This window comes from Chryseobacterium sp. HNCC26DJ239, assembly GCF_057180445.1.
On sequence record NZ_JBXUGJ010000001.1, the window covers coordinates 428124 to 444598 of the forward strand.

15 protein-coding genes are annotated in these 16475 nt (G+C 34.7%); 6 read left to right on the forward strand and 9 right to left on the reverse strand.

Annotated features, from left to right (window positions below; all coding sequences use genetic code 11):
• The first annotated feature begins 68 nt into the window (after positions 1-68).
• A complete protein-coding gene (locus AC2A1D_RS02035) occupies positions 69-176 on the forward strand; it encodes a hypothetical protein (protein ID WP_484042327.1) in 108 nt (35 codons plus the stop codon).
• Positions 177-280: 104 nt separating this feature from the next.
• Complete coding sequence (locus AC2A1D_RS02040) at positions 281-2500, forward strand: NADP-dependent isocitrate dehydrogenase (protein ID WP_484041999.1); 2220 nt, start codon at positions 281-283, stop codon at positions 2498-2500.
• 87 nt (positions 2501-2587) lie between these two features.
• Here AC2A1D_RS02040 and AC2A1D_RS02045 read toward each other — a convergent pair whose 3' ends face one another.
• The 7 genes from AC2A1D_RS02045 to AC2A1D_RS02075 all read right to left on the reverse strand — a co-directional run bounded on the left by AC2A1D_RS02045 (position 2588) and on the right by AC2A1D_RS02075 (position 10529).
• Positions 2588-3031, reverse strand: a complete 444-nt coding sequence (locus AC2A1D_RS02045; protein WP_484042000.1) for a nuclear transport factor 2 family protein — start codon at positions 3029-3031, stop codon at positions 2588-2590.
• A 213-nt stretch (positions 3032-3244) separates the two neighbouring features.
• Positions 3245-4306, reverse strand: coding sequence for a diphosphomevalonate decarboxylase (locus AC2A1D_RS02050; RefSeq protein WP_484042001.1), 1062 nt, complete (start codon positions 4304-4306; stop codon positions 3245-3247).
• A 267-nt stretch (positions 4307-4573) separates the two neighbouring features.
• A complete protein-coding gene (locus tag AC2A1D_RS02055; RefSeq protein ID WP_484042002.1) occupies positions 4574-6343 on the reverse strand; it encodes an AMP-dependent synthetase/ligase in 1770 nt (589 codons plus the stop codon).
• Positions 6344-7357: an NAD-dependent epimerase/dehydratase family protein gene (locus AC2A1D_RS02060; protein WP_484042003.1), complete on the reverse strand. Its 1014-nt coding sequence runs from the start codon at positions 7355-7357 to the stop codon at positions 6344-6346. It lies immediately after the preceding gene.
• 238 nt (positions 7358-7595) lie between these two features.
• Positions 7596-8381, reverse strand: coding sequence for an alpha/beta fold hydrolase (locus AC2A1D_RS02065; RefSeq protein ID WP_484042004.1), 786 nt, complete (start codon positions 8379-8381; stop codon positions 7596-7598).
• A gap of 85 nt (positions 8382-8466) precedes the next feature.
• Positions 8467-9186 carry a pyridoxine 5'-phosphate synthase gene (locus tag AC2A1D_RS02070; RefSeq protein WP_484042005.1) on the reverse strand — a complete coding sequence of 240 codons (720 nt, stop codon included), beginning with the start codon at positions 9184-9186 and terminating at the stop codon, positions 8467-8469.
• A 77-nt stretch (positions 9187-9263) separates the two neighbouring features.
• Positions 9264-10529, reverse strand: a complete 1266-nt coding sequence (locus AC2A1D_RS02075; protein ID WP_484042006.1) for a mechanosensitive ion channel family protein — start codon at positions 10527-10529, stop codon at positions 9264-9266.
• A 168-nt stretch (positions 10530-10697) separates the two neighbouring features.
• On the opposite strand from AC2A1D_RS02075, the gene AC2A1D_RS02080 reads away from it, so the two are divergent.
• From AC2A1D_RS02080 to AC2A1D_RS02090, 3 genes are all read left to right on the forward strand, one after another.
• Positions 10698-11873, forward strand: a complete 1176-nt coding sequence (locus tag AC2A1D_RS02080; RefSeq protein WP_484042007.1) for a carboxypeptidase-like regulatory domain-containing protein — start codon at positions 10698-10700, stop codon at positions 11871-11873.
• A gap of 64 nt (positions 11874-11937) precedes the next feature.
• On the forward strand, positions 11938-12429 hold the full coding sequence (locus AC2A1D_RS02085; RefSeq protein ID WP_484042008.1) for a DUF456 domain-containing protein: 492 nt from the start codon (positions 11938-11940) through the stop codon (positions 12427-12429).
• Between the two features lie 3 nt (positions 12430-12432).
• Positions 12433-12933 carry a hypothetical protein gene (locus AC2A1D_RS02090; RefSeq protein ID WP_484042009.1) on the forward strand — a complete coding sequence of 167 codons (501 nt, stop codon included), beginning with the start codon at positions 12433-12435 and terminating at the stop codon, positions 12931-12933.
• Here AC2A1D_RS02090 and AC2A1D_RS02095 read toward each other — a convergent pair.
• Together AC2A1D_RS02095 and AC2A1D_RS02100 are read right to left on the reverse strand one after the other, a co-directional pair.
• On the reverse strand, positions 12920-13561 hold the full coding sequence (locus AC2A1D_RS02095; RefSeq protein ID WP_484042010.1) for a uracil-DNA glycosylase: 642 nt from the start codon (positions 13559-13561) through the stop codon (positions 12920-12922). The genes AC2A1D_RS02090 and AC2A1D_RS02095 overlap by 14 nt on opposite strands.
• Before the next feature lie 45 nt (positions 13562-13606).
• Positions 13607-14119: a GNAT family N-acetyltransferase gene (locus AC2A1D_RS02100; protein WP_484042011.1), complete on the reverse strand. Its 513-nt coding sequence runs from the start codon at positions 14117-14119 to the stop codon at positions 13607-13609.
• A gap of 170 nt (positions 14120-14289) precedes the next feature.
• Between AC2A1D_RS02100 and AC2A1D_RS02105 the strand changes: the two genes are divergently transcribed.
• Entirely contained in the window at positions 14290-16437 is a 2148-nt protein-coding gene (locus AC2A1D_RS02105) for an endonuclease MutS2 (protein WP_484042012.1), read from the forward strand.
• The last annotated feature ends 38 nt before the right edge of the window (positions 16438-16475 follow it).

Here is a 16475-nt window from a genome sequence, read left to right on the forward strand (position 1 = left end):
ACATCATCGATGAAAAAATCACCACAAATTCAGACTTTGCAAAGCTTAATTCTAACCACATTAAAAGCATCAAAGTTTTAAAAGATGAAGAAGCAACAAACCTCTACGGTGAAAAAGGAAGCAATGGAGCAATTTTGATTACAACCAAGAACAAACAAAAAGGAAAAAAACACTGATATTTTCTATTTTAAAGCCAATAAAATTCAAAATCTGAAAACTTTCAGAATAAAATTACTTAAATTTGTCTGTCTTAAAATTCAAACAATAAACTAACATAATAATGTCAGACAAAGCAAAAATTTATTACACTCTTACGGATGAAGCCCCCATGTTGGCGACACATTCGTTTTTACCTATCGTAAAAGCTTTTACAAAATCAGCAGATATTGAAATTGCCGTTCCGGATATCTCTTTGGCAGGAAGAATTCTTGCAAATTTCCCGGAGTTTTTAAACGATGACCAAAAAATTGGTGATGCATTGGCAGAATTAGGTCAATTGGCAACTCAGCCAGATGCAAACATCATCAAATTACCTAATATTTCGGCTTCTGTTCCTCAGTTAGACGGAGCAATCGCTGAACTTCAGGCTAAAGGTTTCGCAGTTCCAAACTATCCTGCAGAACCAAAAAATGATGAAGAAAAAGCAATTAAAGCGAAATACGCAAAAGTTTTAGGAAGTGCAGTAAACCCTGTTTTGAGAGAAGGAAACTCTGACAGACGTGCTCCAAAAGCCGTTAAAAATTATGCTAAAGCCAACCCACACAGAATGGGAAATTGGGCTTCTGACAGCAAAACTGATGTTGCGCACATGGAAAGCGGAGATTTCTACGGAACAGAAACTTCTACAACCCTAGAAAACGCTACTCAGTACAAAATCGTTTTCAAAGGAAATGATGGCGCTGAATCTTTATTGAAAGATTTCGCAAAACTTCAAGCAGGTGAAGTAATTGATTCTTCTGTAATGAATTTGAATGCTTTGAAAGCTTTCGTTCAACAGGCAATCGAAGAAGCTAAAAACAGAAATGTTCTTCTTTCTGCTCACCTAAAAGCTACAATGATGAAAATCTCTGACCCAATTATTTTCGGGGCTATCGTGGAGACTTTCTTCAAAGAAGTATTTACAAAATATGCAGAGACTTTCAAGTCTTTAGATATCAATCCAAACAACGGTCTTGCTGATCTTTTCGATAAAATTAAAGGAAACGCTCAAGAAGCTGAAATTAAAGCTGAAATTGAAGCTGCTTTAGCCAACGGACCAAGAGTGGCAATGGTGAATTCTGACAAAGGAATTACCAACTTCCACGTTCCTTCAGACATTATTGTTGACGCTTCTATGGCTGCTTTAGTAAGAGGTGGCGGTAAAATGTGGAACAAAGAAGGAAACGAAGAAGATACAGTTTGTATTATTCCAGACCGTTCTTACGCAGGTTTCTATCAATCAGTTATCGATGATATGAAAGCTCACGGTAAGCTAGACCCAACTACAATGGGTTCTGTTCCAAACGTAGGTTTGATGGCTCAAAAAGCTGAAGAATACGGTTCTCACGATAAAACTTTCCAAGCTTCTGCTGAAGGTACAATTGAAGTTCAAGACGAAAACGGAAACGTTCTTCTTTCTCAAAAAGTTGAGGCAGGTGATATTTTCAGAATGTGCCAAACTAAAGATGCTCCAATCCAGGACTGGGTAAAATTGGCAGTTAACAGATCTAGATTGTCTGATACTCCTGCAATTTTCTGGTTAGATAAAGGAAGAGCTCACGACAGAGAAATCATCAAAAAAGTTGAAAAATACTTAGCAGACCACGATACTACAGGTCTTGACATCAGAATTCTTGATATAAAAGATGCGATGACTGAAACTTTAAAAAGAGCAAGAGAAGGAAAAGATACGATTTCTGTTTCTGGAAACGTATTGAGAGATTATCTTACAGACCTTTTCCCAATCTTAGAACTTGGAACTTCTGCTAAAATGCTTTCTATTGTTCCATTAATGAACGGTGGTGGTTTATTTGAAACTGGAGCTGGAGGTTCTGCTCCAAAACACGTTGAGCAATTTATTGAAGAAGGATATTTAAGATGGGATTCTTTAGGTGAATTCTTGGCTTTACAAGCTTCTTTGGAGCATTTAGCACAAACTCAAGGTAATGCTAAATCTCAAGTTTTGGCAGACGCTTTAGACGAAGCAAATGCTAAATTCTTAGCTACAGACAAATCTCCTGCAAGAAAAGTTGGGCAAATCGATAACAGAGGTTCTCACTTCTATTTGGCAATGTATTGGGCTGAAGCTTTAGCAAACCAAACTGCTGATGCAGAATTGGCAGCACAATTTGCTCCAGTTGCTGCTGCAATGCAAGAAAACGAAGAAGTAATTAACGCTGAATTAATTGGCGCTCAAGGAAAACCTCAAAACATTGAAGGTTACTACAAAACTGATGCTTACAAAACGTATGCAGCAATGAGACCAAGTACAGTTCTTAACGAAATCATCGACGCAATCTAATATAGATTACTCGATTTTTTTCGAATTATGATACAACAAAAGAACACGCAGATTTATTTGCGTGTTCTTTTTTATTTTAAAATTGAATTATTTTAACTCTTTACAATTATCTTTTCTACGCGTATCGATAATATATTGAATTTTCCACTCGCCATTTTGTTTTACAAGTTGAAAACTATTGGCGCCACAATGAGAAAACTTTCCTTTAAAATAAAACGAATACGGAGTAAAGACACTGGCAAGATTTCCATCAACATGAATGGCTTCAATGTTAATTCTCTCGTCTAAATCGTCTTTCTGCATCTTAGAAACCGAAGAAACAAAATCTTCAATTTTCTCCGTTTTCACACCATCTTTTGTGATAGTCTGAAGAATAGCCGAATCTGAAAAAGCCGATTTCAACAATGTTGCATCTGCATTTTTCATTCCTAAAAATAAATTGCGAATAGGTTTTTCAATCTCTGAATTTGAGGTTTGCTGTGCGAATGAAAGATTTCCAAAGAATAATGTGAGTAAAAGTAATTTTTTCATTTTTAATGATTTAAAGATGATTTAAAATTAGATATTTTTTTGCTAATGAGATTTGGTAAAAAAAACAACATCTTCAAAAATATATTTTGGCTAAAGCCAAATTGATATGTAAAAGTGAAAGCGGGCTAAAGCCCGCTCCTATTGATGTTTTCTTTATTTTTTTTAAGGTAGAAATAGCTACATTTTTTAGATTAAAAGAACTATGATTGCAATTTAAAACTTCATCACATCTTTCACTACTCCATTTTTCTGCGTATGTTGTAGTAATTCAGACTCAATAAATGTTTTAATTGTAGCTTCTGAACCGTCATTCGGGAACAGCAAATGTACGTTTGCTCCTGCATCAAGCGTGAAAAACAAAGGCAGATTGGTTTCTCTTCTGAACTCCCAAATTTTGTTGATAACTGCTAAAGTTCCGGTTTTCATTAAAATAAAAGCAGGTTCGCTCATCATCATCATGGCGTGAAGGGTTAAAGCTTCATGTTCTACCAATTTGATGAATTCTTCCATGTTTCCAGACTTCAAAATTTCTTTCATCGGAACAAAATTTTCTCTCGCTTCCTGAAATCTTCTTTCCGCATACGGATTGGTATTCATCAAACCATGTCCCACCGTAGATGAAACCGATTTTTGCCCTTCATGAATCAATAAAACCCAATCGTTAAAATCTTTAAAAACAGGGTGAATTTCATCATCTGAATATTTTACAGCAAACATATCAGAACTTCCTTCCACGATTTCAGTTTCGCCCCAAACAACTAATCCGTTGTACAAACTTCTGCACGCGCTTCCGCTTCCAAGACGAGCCAAAAAGCTTGCTTTTTTCAAACTAAAACCCGCATCTTGCGGTATATTGTTAAAAACCTCATCCAATTTCATGAGACATTTAGCAATCGCTCCAAAACCAGAAGCAGAGCTTGCAATTCCCGAACTGTGAGGAAACGTATTTTCAGTACGAATAACGTATTTTCCTTTTAAAATCCAAGGTAAATATTGCTCGATATTTTTGAAATATTTTTCAATTTTCTCGGCAAATTTCACTTCTTCATTTCCTGCCAAAAAGGTCTGAACAGAAAAAGGTTCGTCTGCCAAAAACTCCATCTCCGTATTCGTTTTGCAATGATTTAAAGTAAAACTAATACTTGGGTTTGCAGGAATTTGGTCTTTATATTTACCCCAATATTTAATTAAAGCAATATTACTCGGGCAACTTTCTGCAACCGTTTTATTTTGTATCGTAAAATTTTCTTTTCCTAAAAAATCGTTTGTTGTCATAGTTTTGTTTTTTCACCACATTATTTTGACACATAAGTCACATAAGTTTTAGTTTTACATTTTTGAAAACATTTTAAATCACATGAGAAGAAAATCAAAGATTTTCTAAAACGAATATGTTCTATATTTATGTGGTTTTGATTTCGCCCTTTCAGAGCTTTTTATTTTGTGTTTTCTACTATCATCGGGCTTCACCCTATGCTAATGAGAATCGCCCTTTCAGGGCTCAACCTTAACCTTAACCTTAACCTTAACCTTAACCTTAAATTAATACATCCCCTCAATCAAATCAGCATATTTTTTCATTACCACATTTCTCTTTACTTTAAGAGTTGGGGTAATTTCACCAGTGCTGATTTCAAATTCTGCAGGTAATAAAGCAAACTTTTTCACCTTTTCGTAATCTGAAAGATGAGACTGAAGCTCGTGTATTTTTTCTTTATAAAAATGATTTACTTTTTCGTTTTTTACAACATCATTCCAATTGGTGAATGTGATGTTATTTTTCTTTAAAAATTCCGTTAAAAATTCAAAATTAGGAACAATTAAAGCCGAAACAAACTGTCTTCCTTCCGCAATTAAAGCAATTTGCTGGATGAAATTATTGTTTGTTAAAAGATTTTCAATCTGTTGTGGAGCAATGTATTTTCCGTTGGATGTTTTCATTAAATCCTTCAAACGGTCGGTAATGGTGAGATTACCTTTTTCATCAATTTTTCCGGCGTCTCCGGTTTTAAACCAACCATCTTCGGTAAAAACTTTTTGCGTTTCTTCTGGCTGATTGTAATATCCTTTCATGATTCCGTTTCCTCGTGCTTGAATTTCATCATTCTCACCAATACGGATTTCTACACCTGGAAGCGTTTTTCCGCATGTTCCGTGTTCAAAATGAGTTAGCGGGAAAAGTGTTAATGTAGCACTTGTTTCCGTTAAACCATATCCTACTGTAATGTGAATTCCGATAGAATCGAAAAATCTTGTCACTTCGGGCGACAAAGAAGCTCCACCACAAGGTAAAAACCATAATCTTCCACCCATTTTTTCTTTAATTTTACTAAAAACTAAAGCATTGGCAACGTTTTCTTTTATTTTTAAACCAAAAGGAATTGGTTTTTCATTTCTTCTTAATTCGGCGGTTTGCCAACCGATTTCTAAAGCCCAATCGAAGATTTTCTTCTTTAAAGACGAACCTTCTTCTGCTTTTTCTAAAACTCCGGCATACACTTTTTGGAAAAATCTCGGAACAGCGCACATCATCGTAGGTTTTACCTCTTCCAAAGCTTTCGCAATATTTTTAGGGTCTTCCAAGAAATATACTCTTGCGCCGCCGTAAAGACACAATAAACTCCAGCTTCTTTCGAAAACGTGAGTGAGTGGTAAAAACGCTAAAGACAGCTCTTCTTCGAAGTTTTTAAATTTAAAAAACTCAAAATGAGCATCGAAAGCCTTTATGAAATTTCCATGTGTAAGCATTACACCTTTTGGCGTACCTGTTGTACCTGAAGTGTAAATTAAAGTCGCAACATCATCATATTCTTTTGCGATAAAATCTAGCTTTGGAGAAGATTTAGCAATAAAATCTTCCAGATAGAAACTGTTGAATTCTTTCTTAATCCAAACCGCTTTTTTAGAAACAATAATATGTTCTAAACAGCTGTTATTTCCTTTAAAAATCTCCAGACAAGCATCGTACTGCGCCTGATTTCCTGCTAAAATAACTTTCGCACCAGAATCATTAATGATGTATTCTGCCTGTTCTGCGTTGTTGGTAGAATAAATAGGAACGCTAATCGCACCAATCGCCAAAGTTGCCAAATCGAAAATCATCCATTCCGAAGAATTATCGGCATAGATGGCTACTTTATCGTTCTCCTGAACTCCTGCATTTTTAAGGGCATTTGCTGTTTTAAAAACAATTTCACTGAATTTTTTCCAGCTTAATTCTTTCCAGCCTGCATCCTTCTTTTTAAAACCTATTGCAGATTTTACGGGATGTTTTTCAAGATTTTTTTTAATGATTGCCTCTGCAAGATTCATTTATTTCCTGTGCTTTTTGTCGTTGATATAATGATTTAAATGAAAATCAACACTTTCCGAAATCGGAATAAATTGATAATCAAGTTCAGTTTTAATTTTGTGATTTGAAACGGTGTTGAAGCTTGTAATGGCTTCTATATTTGTTTTGGTAACCATTCGCAATGGCGGAATGAGCCACCCGAAAAGAATATTGGCAATTCTTCCGATATTGAGTTTAGTTTTTGATAAAATTTCGGCTTCTTTTAAGCCTAATTTTGTACGAATCTGTTTTCCTAATTCTGCATAGCGTTTATTTTCCGAAATAATCACAAACCTTTGTGCGAAAGCATTTTTCTCCATCAAATTGATGGCAATTTTTGCCACATCTCTTACATCTACATACGCAGAACCACCTGAAAAAGTAAAGCGGTTTCGTTCAAAAGTCGGGAAAATATCACCACTGCTTTTGCCCCAATTTCCGCTTCCTATAATCATTCCGGGATTGATGATGATGGTATTTAAACCTTCCGCTGAAGCTCTCCAAACTTCCATTTCAGACAAATGTTTAGAAATGGCATACGCAGAATGCTCTTCTTTTGCATTGAAATCTGAACTTTCGTCCAACTCTCCTTTATCATTAAATAAATCTAAAACTGCAATAGAACTTACATGCAAAAACTTCTGAACCGACGAACCTTCACAAGCGTACAAAAGATTTTCTGTACCTTTTATGTTGGTATCGTACATTTCTTTTTCGTCTTTAGGGTTGAAGCTTACTTTTGCGGCGCAATGATAGACTTCTGTAATGCCCTTCAACGCTTCTTCCAATGAATGAATGTCTGTAAAATCAACATTGATCCATTCAATTTCGTTAAAAAATTGTTGAGCATTTTCGGTATAAAAAGACAGCGAATGTTTTACCTCTTCAAGATTACTTTCTGGTCTTTTGGCAGCACGCACTTTTCTACCCTTCTTTAAAAGTTCGAGTACAATAATTCTTCCTAAAATTCCGGTGGCGCCTGTTACGAAAACCATAAATTGAAACAGATTTTAAACGTTGTGCAAATTTGCGTATTTAATATGAATGATTAATCACAAAATATACAAAAGTTTTTCTAACACATAAGTCACATAAAGTTTAGCCTAAATGATTGAGAATATTTAGAACACTTCAATTGAAAATCTTTGATTTTCACAAAACTAATATGCTCTAAATAGTTCAGTATTAGCTTAAACCTTTGTGACTTATGTGTTAAAACTTAATTCATTATAATTAAACTCCCAAAAATTCTTTCACAACCGTCGCAAAATCCGCAGGATTATCTGCTTGAACCCAATGTGCAGCGTTTTTGATGGTTACAAATTTTGCTTTTGGAAACTGTTGCTTTATTGAAAACTGGTCTTGAGGAAGAATGTAGTTTGATTTTTCTCCTGCAATAAATAATGATTCTCCTTCAAAAACCCCAAATTTAATAGCGTTTGAAACAAATTGATTATACTTTTCTGAAAGCGTTTTCAGATTGAATCTCCAATTTAATTTTTTAGAATCGCCGCTTTCCTCCCAGTATAAATTTTTAGCCAAAAACTGAATGGTAGATTTTTCAGGAATGTATTGTGTAAGAACTGCTTCCACATCGCCTCTCGATCTTACCTCATCAAAATTAACAGTTTCTAAAGCTTTAATAATCCCTTGATGGTGCGGTGGATAAGCTTTAGGAGCAATATCTACTACGATTAATTTTTCTACTTTTTCAGAATAATTGATAGCAAACTGCATCACAGCTTTTCCGCCTAAAGAATGACCGAGAACATACGCTTTCTCCATTCCATAATGCGCCATATAATTGGCAATATCGTCTGCCAAATTGTCGTGAGACATATTTTCTGAATGAAAACTTCTCCCATGATTTCTCAAATCAATTAAGTGAACGGGCATCATTTCTCCTAATTCTTTCCCGAAACTCCCCCAATTATCGAGCATTCCAAATAAACCGTGGAATACTAAAAGCGGTGTAGACGAAAGGTTTTCGCCAAATATTTTTGAATTTAAAATTTCCATTTTTAAAATATTAGATTTCAGACTGTAGATTTCAGATTATTTACCAAACTTATTTATGTCTGTTGTCTGAAAACTTGTGTCTTAATTACCATTTCGCCAATCTCTTCAAATACGCTTGAACTGTATTTTCCATACCCATGTACAATGCTTCAGAAACCAAAGCATGACCTATAGAAACTTCTAAAAGATTCGGGATATTGTCTGCGAAATATTTTAAATTTTCTAAGCTTAAATCGTGACCAGCATTTACACCTAAACCAAATTCCCCCGCCTTCACCGCAGTTTCGTAATAAGGTTGGATTGCAGCTTCTTTATTGGCTAAATAATTTTTAGCATACGCTTCAGTGTAGAGTTCAATTCTATCTGTTCCTGTTTTTGCTGCGTATTCTACCAATTCTGGATTGGGGTCAAGGAAAATAGACGTTCTTACCCCTGCATTTTTAAACTCAACGATAATTTCGGTAAGAAAATCGAGGTGTTTTTTCGTGTCCCAACCTGCGTTTGATGTAATTGCGTCGTCTGCATCAGGAACTAAAGTTACCTGTTCTGGTTTCACTTCCAAAACCATGTCGATAAACGAACGGTGCGGATTTCCTTCAATATTAAATTCTGTATGAACCAAAGGTTTCAAATCATACACGTCTTTTCTTGTAATGTGTCTTTCATCGGGTCTTGGATGGATGGTAATCCCTTGTCCGCCAAATTCCTGAATTTTAATTGCCGCTTCTGTTACACTTGGCGTTTCGCCTCCTCTTGCATTTCTTAATGTGGCAATTTTATTAATGTTTACACTTAGTTTTGTCATAATTTTCTTGGATGATGGGTTTTTGAAGTTTAATTTTCAATACTTCTAAACTCATCATTATATTTAATAATTTTAAATTAAACCTTTAATGCGACTTGCATAATTTCCAAATCAAATTCTTTAGAAGCGACAAGCAAATGGTCGAAAATATCCGATTGTATTTGCTCAAAATGCTCCCATTTTGAATCGTTGGTAAAACAATAGATTTCTAACGGCAAACCTTGCGAAGTAATCTCCATTTGTCTCACCAAAAGAGTTCCTGTTTGGTCGATATTTTCGTTATGCAAAAGATATTCGTATGCGTATTTTCTGAAAGTTCCGATATTGGTTAATTGCTGACCGTTTATCAACATTTCAGAATGATCAATTGAGTCTCTTTTTGCTTTCAGCTCAGCTCTTTTTTCTAATAAATAGTTTTTAATCAAATTAATATCCTTTAATCTCTCAAACATTTGTTCATCAATAAATTTGAAAGATTTTATATTAAAAATGATTGATTTTTTAATTCTTCGGGTGTTCGATTCAGACATTACTTGAAGATTTTTCACTTCTGTACTCATCAAATCGTAGGTCGGAATCGTAGAAACGGTTTTGTCAAAATTTTGAATTCTCGTCGTTAAAAGTCCGATATCTTCAATCGTTCCTTCCAAATTGTATTTGGCAATCCCTACCCAATCTCCTACTTTTAGATTTTTAGAAGTTGCAACATTCAAACTCGTAATAAATCCTAAAATCGTATCTCGGAAAACCAAAACCATTACTGCCGTAATTGCTCCTAAACTTCCAATAATGGTAGTTCCTTTAATCCCGAAAATCACACAAATCGCCAATATTGAAAATACAAACGTCCCAATAATTTTAATGGTATCTGAAATACTTCTAAGCGCAAAATTTTTGTAAAAATCTTTTTTGATGTAGTTAAAATATTCGTACGCTTTTAGAGAACGAAGCCCCATTCCGCCAACAATTAAGACAAAACCAAGATTGATACTTCTAATAATAAAAATGGTGGTATCTTTTATTGCACCCGTAAAAATATACGTATGAATCCCGCTAATTACTAGTAATGCGATGAGATGCGCAAAAGAACGAGTAAGTTGTGATTTGTAAACAGAACGCAGTATCGGATATTTTTCTTCATTGGCAAAAAGCCTAAAAACACTGCTGATAATAAATTTAAAAATAAAATCTACTAAAAGAAATATCCCTACAAGTAAAGCCAATTTTACGATGATATGAAAAACCCAAGCCCAATGCGGACCAATGAGTTCTAGAATGTAAATGTAAAGTTGCTGACTAAACTCTTGAATAAAATTCTGAGTATTTTTTATTTCGTCTTTCATTGTTTACAAAATTAAGAAATTATAAAAATCTACACGCTCTTTAAATAAAAGGAATATAACACAAAACACAACCAAATTAACTATAAAAAATTCATTAATCACCTTAATTTATTAAATAATTGATAACTATTTTGTACTTTAGCATTAATAATCAATAAACTACATACTATGAAAAAAATCAATTTTTTACTGATTTTCTTTGTTTTTTTATTGTTGACAAGTTGCCGTTCGGATTCCGAAACTATCGACACAACTGCAGCAATTGCCGTGCAAAATGGGAAAATTTCCGGCAAAGTACTGTCACAAAATGGCTCTAAAGCTATTGGTGGAGCTTCTGTTTTTACATTTGACGACAAGTATAAAATTTATCACACAACCACAGATTCTAATGGTAATTTCACTTTAGAAGCTCCTTCAGGGAATCACACTATTTACATTCAAACAGGAAATGGAAGTAATTTCAGAACAGAAGTCTCTGCCGAAATTAAAGCCAATACGACTGTAAACCTAGATTTAACCCAAACAAAACTTAATCAGGTCGCAAAAATTGCATACGTAAAAGGAAATTACGATAAAATAGAGGATATTATTCAAAATTTGGGGTATACTGCCACAGAAATTACCAATACCGACTTGGCCAACCTTAATACTCTGGCTCAGTATGATATTGTTTTCTTAAATTGTGGTTCTAGAAAATTCTCTCAATTTTCAAATCTTTATCCTGTCATCGAAAATAATTTGGCAGTTTTTGTGGCGAATGGAGGGAGTATTTATGCCTCAGATTGGGATGTAGCTTATCTTTTAGGAGGTTCTGAAAACACCAACAACTGCAATTTGAGTGGTGGTTTTATTCCAGATTCTAAAATGTGTTCTAAAAATACGGGCGCAAGTGGAAATCTTGCCGGAACAGTTACCAATACTTCTTTAGCCACAGCTTTAGGATTCAATTCTTTAACGATTGATTATGATCTTGCTGCATGGCAAAAAATAATTTCTTATGATCCAACTTTCTGGGAAGTAATGGTTTCTGAAACTTCGAGCAACGCTGCATTAATGGTAAGAACCAACCAATTTACAGACAACAGTTTACCAAACGTTCCAGTAGGAACAACTCCTAACCTAAACTTTGTTACCGTTTGTGTTACTTTACCTTCTGGTGTACAACTAAGTATTTCTGTTCCACAACCTGCTGTAGCACCTCTTTTAGCATTGGGTGCAACATTGGGAACTTGCAGTGGCGCAGGAAATAGCGGTTATATTTACTATACAACTTTCCACAATCATGCAACAGGAAACATCGGAAATGCCGCAGGGATTCTACAATACGTTATTGTAAATCTTTAAAGTTCGGCTCAGAAATTGATAATATAAAGTGGCTCAATGAGTCACTTTTTTTTATATTTAAATTATGGATTTTGCTATCATTGTAATCATCAGTATCGTTTTACTGATTTTAGGAATTGTCGGAACAATTCTTCCTGTTCTTCCCGGTCTCGTTTTGAGTATTGCCGGACTTTTAATTTATAAATTCGGGACAGATGCAGACCTTTCGATGATTTACATTTGGGCTTTTGTTATTTTAACGATTGCTTCCGTTGTTTTAAACTATGTAATTCCCGCAAAAACCACCAAAAAATATGGCGGAACACGTTGGGGAAGCATCGGTTCAGTAATTGGAACGATAGTTGGAATGTTTCTACCCATTCCTTTAGGCTTTCTTGTCGGAATGTTTGCCGGAGTTTTTATTGGCGAACTTTTACACGACAGCAAAGACACCACAAAAGCCTGGAAATCAACAAAAGGAGCGCTAATTGGCTTTCTTTACGGAACAGGTTTTAGTTTTGTAGTTGGCGTGGCAATGCTTTTAGTTGTAATTTTAGACCTCACAAATGCTATTTAAAAAATGATGTACTTTAAAACCATACTTTTATGCTTAGGAGCTTTAAGTTTAATAAACTGTAAATCTAAAAAACTAAACACAGAACCTACTAAAGTTGAAGTTTCCGAAAACGGAGAAGTAAAAACTTCTACCCAATCAGGCGAAACAATTTACTTTAAAGAAGGTGAAAACAAATTTTTAAAAGAATTTGACATGAATGTAACCTTCAAAGGAATTTCTGAAGACAGCCGTTGTCCAAAAGACGTGCAATGCATTTGGAGCGGAGTTGCCGTAGCTCAAGTTGAAGTGATGGGAACCACAACAAGACCCATGATTTTAAATTTAGCAAGTATTGAAAACGCAGGTAGAAACTATCATAAATCTGCCAATTTCAACGGTTACACGATTACATTGAAGCAAGTAAATCCTTACCCAGGATCTTCAAAAGGAACAGCTTCTTTAAAAGGAAATTACAACATCGGAATTACGATTAAGAAAGCAGTAAACACTTCTACCATGAAATAGTTTTCAAGTTTTTGGAAGCTAAATATTCATTAATTTTAGAAAAAGGTTTGCTTCCGTAGAAACCTCTGTACACTGAAAAAGGTGATGGATGCGCCGATTTTATGATAAAATGCTTAGCCGAATCAATCAATTCTGCTTTTTTTTGTGCGAAAGCGCCCCACAAAACGAAAACCACATTTTCCTTTTTGTCTGAAACTTCTTTAATGATAAAATCCGTAAACTTTTCCCAACCCAAATCTTTGTGAGAATTTGGTGAATGCGCACGAACAGTAAGCGTCGCATTCAGCATTAAAACGCCTTGCTTCGCCCAATCGTCGAGCTCTTTGGAAACACGCTCAATTCCGACATCGTCTTTTAATTCAGTGAAAATATTTTTAAGAGAAGGCGGCACTTTTACCTGTTCTGAAACAGAAAAACACAAACCATTTGCTTGAAAATCGTTATGATAAGGGTCTTGCCCAATAATTACCACTTTTACATCCTCAAAATCAGTAAGGTCTAATGCTCTAAAAATCTGTTCTTTTGGAGGAAAAACTTGATTCGTTTGGTATTCTTCTTCAACTTTCTGCCAAAGATTATGGTAATATTCTGTGCTTTTTATTGGGGCTAAAATTTCGGTCCAGGTCATGATTTGAATTTGAAAATTTGAGAATGAGTTAATTTGATAATTATTCTATAAAGTACTCTTTTTCAAGCTAAACACCAAATTATCCGGGAAACCTTCATCTTCTCGCCCAACTTCCAAAATAAAATCATTTTTTAAAAGAAGTCCTTTAGAATTTTCATTGAATTTATTGGTCATAGCGACAATTTTGGTGAGTTGTAACTCTTTAAAACTAAAATCTATCACTGCTTTCAACGCTTCTGTCATTATTCCTTGATGATGAAATTCTGGCAACAATTCGTAACCAACTTCGGCAGTTTTGCGGTCTTCAGAAAAATTCCACAAACAAATTGTCCCGATTAAATTGGATTGATTTTTAAGAGAAATTCCCCAGTAAAACGTTTCATTATTTTTGGTGCGCTCCGCAATCATCAAAATAAATTGTAAAGCATCAAAATTACTTTTGGGAGGATTTCTATGCAAAAACTGGTTTACAACTTCGTTGCTACGGATTTTCAGAATATCTTCAACATGAGTTTCGTTAAGAGGTTGTAAGGATAATCTTTCGGTTTCGAGTTTCATATTTCAAAAGTAAATAAATGATTTGAGATTTGAAATTCAAGATTTGAGATTCGAGATTCGAGATTTGAAGTTTGAGATTTGAGATTTGAGATTTTAAAAACATTTTCAAATTATCGCATTATCACATTTTCAAATGAAATTCTCATTTTCAAATTAATTATCTTTGCATAGTGTATATAGACCAAGAAGATTTAGACGAATTAGAATTTCCGCAATTGCTCGCGGAAATTGCTCCCTTTGCATATTCCGTAAAAACGAGAAACAAAATTTTTCAGCTTAAACCTATGAAAATTGACGAAGCTGAAATTTCTTTGAAAAAAGCTTCTGAATATCTTTCAAGTTTTGAAAGTTCGAATGCCATTCCGTTTGATGAATATGAAGATATAGAAAACGAACTCAAATTGATGCTGATCGAAAATTATCGATTAGAAAATTCGGCATTCATCAAAATAAAAACGCTTACTGAACAAATTGGGAAACTGCAAAAGTTTTTCCCAACCATGCCGGAAACCTTCCCTACTTTGATGCAGGATGCTTCTGTTTTGGAGTTCAGAAAAGAAATTATTGATAAAGTAGATAAAGTTTTCAACCGTTTTGGAGAAGTAAAAAGCGAAGCTTCCCCTATTTTAAAAGGTTTGAGAACGGAAATTCAGCACGCCAAAAAAGCGATTACTGAAAACTTCAACAAAGCTTTGTTCAATTACGGGCAAAGTGAATTTTTGGATGATATTCGAGAAACGATTATTGATGACCAAAGAGTTTTAGCGGTAAAATCTGCATTCAAAAAACGTGTTGCCGGAAGAGTTTTAGGACTTTCAAAAACAGGTTCTATCACGTATATGCAGCCTGATTCTGTAGTAAAGCATCATTTTAAATTAAAAGAAAGCGAAGAAGAAGAGAAAAAGGAAATCGATAAAATTCTAAGGCAATTAACCTCCGAATTATCTGAATTCCAACCGCAACTTTGGAGATACCAAAAGTATATTTTCGACCTTGATTTAACGAGAGCTAAAGCAAAATTTGCAGAACTCATCAATGGAGTTCTTCCAAAAATCAACAGGCACAAAACGTTGCGATTGCGAGACGCTTTCCATCCTTTATTATGGCTAAGAAATAAGGCAGAAAACAAAACTATTTTCCCACAAAGTTTAACTTTTACGGAACACAACCGAATTATCTGTATTTCCGGACCGAATGCGGGAGGAAAATCGATTACGTTGAAAACCGTTGGATTGCTTCAATTGATGATTCAGAGCGGAATTTTAGTTCCTGTTCATCCAAAATCGGAGATGTTTTTCTTTGATAAAATCATGACCGATATTGGCGACAATCAATCCATTGAAAATCATCTTTCTACCTATTCATCAAGGTTAAAAAAGATGTCTGGAATTATTCGTGAAGCAGATTCAGACACGCTTTTGTTGATTGATGAATTTGGAACAGGTTCAGACCCAGAATTAGGCGGTGCTTTAGCCGAAAGTTTCCTTGAATTTTTCTACGATAAAAAGAGTTTTGCGATTATCACAACGCATTACACCAACATTAAATTGGTGGTAGAACAACTTCCGAATGCGCAAAATGCGGCAATGCTTTTCAACGAAGAAACGCTGGAGCCGATGTATAAATTAGAAATCGGGCAAGCTGGAAGTTCGTTTACTTTTGAGGTTGCTGAAAAGAACAAAATCCCAAGATTTATCATTCATTCTGCCAAGAAAAAAGTAGAACACGATATTGTAAATCTCGATAAAACCATCGTAAAACTTCAGCAGGAAAAATATGAAGTCGAAAAACTGAAAACCGACCTTGCTGAAAGAAAAGAATCTGTAGAAGACAAACGCGATAATCTTCAAAAACTGAACGAGCAATTGCAACAAAAACTCTACAATTTCCAAAAATTATACGAAGAAGAACACAGAAAACTTCAGTTTGGAAATAAAATCGAAGCCTTTATCGACAGTTACGTAAAAGGAAAATCGAGGAAAGATGTGGTGAAAGATTTTGTGAAGATTTTGGAACAGGAAAAATTCAGGAAAATTGGCGCTGATAAAGACGAATCGAAACGTTTGCAAGTCGTAAAAAGACAAATAACGCAACAATTGAAGAAGGAAGAAGTGATTGAAAAAATTACTGAAACCAACGAAAAACTGGAAGAAAAAAGAAAAACCGACCGCGCTGTTTGGATGAAAGTTGGGCAACGTGTAAGAATTACCGGAAGTACCAGTGTCGGAACGATTGAAAAAATTTCTAAAAACAAGGTGATTGTAAACTACGGAACTTTCAAAACGACGATTAACGCTGATGAATTGGAGAGAATTTAATTTTTTTTAACGCAAAGTTTTACTTGTAACTTTTTTAT

What these genes read in the sequence shown, in the direction of transcription:
- AC2A1D_RS02040 (WP_484041999.1), top strand. Translation starts at nt 281, where the DNA reads ATGTCAGACAAAGCAAAAATTTATTACACTCTTACGGATGAAGCCCCC.
- AC2A1D_RS02045 (WP_484042000.1), bottom strand. Translation starts at nt 3,031, where the DNA reads ATGAAAAAATTACTTTTACTCACATTATTCTTTGGAAATCTTTCATTC.
- AC2A1D_RS02050 (WP_484042001.1), bottom strand. Translation starts at nt 4,306, where the DNA reads ATGACAACAAACGATTTTTTAGGAAAAGAAAATTTTACGATACAAAAT.
- AC2A1D_RS02055 (WP_484042002.1), bottom strand. Translation starts at nt 6,343, where the DNA reads ATGAATCTTGCAGAGGCAATCATTAAAAAAAATCTTGAAAAACATCCC.
- AC2A1D_RS02060 (WP_484042003.1), bottom strand. Translation starts at nt 7,357, where the DNA reads ATGGTTTTCGTAACAGGCGCCACCGGAATTTTAGGAAGAATTATTGTA.
- AC2A1D_RS02065 (WP_484042004.1), bottom strand. Translation starts at nt 8,381, where the DNA reads ATGGAAATTTTAAATTCAAAAATATTTGGCGAAAACCTTTCGTCTACA.
- AC2A1D_RS02070 (WP_484042005.1), bottom strand. Translation starts at nt 9,186, where the DNA reads ATGACAAAACTAAGTGTAAACATTAATAAAATTGCCACATTAAGAAAT.
- AC2A1D_RS02075 (WP_484042006.1), bottom strand. Translation starts at nt 10,529, where the DNA reads ATGAAAGACGAAATAAAAAATACTCAGAATTTTATTCAAGAGTTTAGT.
- AC2A1D_RS02080 (WP_484042007.1), top strand. Translation starts at nt 10,698, where the DNA reads ATGAAAAAAATCAATTTTTTACTGATTTTCTTTGTTTTTTTATTGTTG.
- AC2A1D_RS02085 (WP_484042008.1), top strand. Translation starts at nt 11,938, where the DNA reads ATGGATTTTGCTATCATTGTAATCATCAGTATCGTTTTACTGATTTTA.
- AC2A1D_RS02090 (WP_484042009.1), top strand. Translation starts at nt 12,433, where the DNA reads ATGATGTACTTTAAAACCATACTTTTATGCTTAGGAGCTTTAAGTTTA.
- AC2A1D_RS02095 (WP_484042010.1), bottom strand. Translation starts at nt 13,561, where the DNA reads ATGACCTGGACCGAAATTTTAGCCCCAATAAAAAGCACAGAATATTAC.
- AC2A1D_RS02100 (WP_484042011.1), bottom strand. Translation starts at nt 14,119, where the DNA reads ATGAAACTCGAAACCGAAAGATTATCCTTACAACCTCTTAACGAAACT.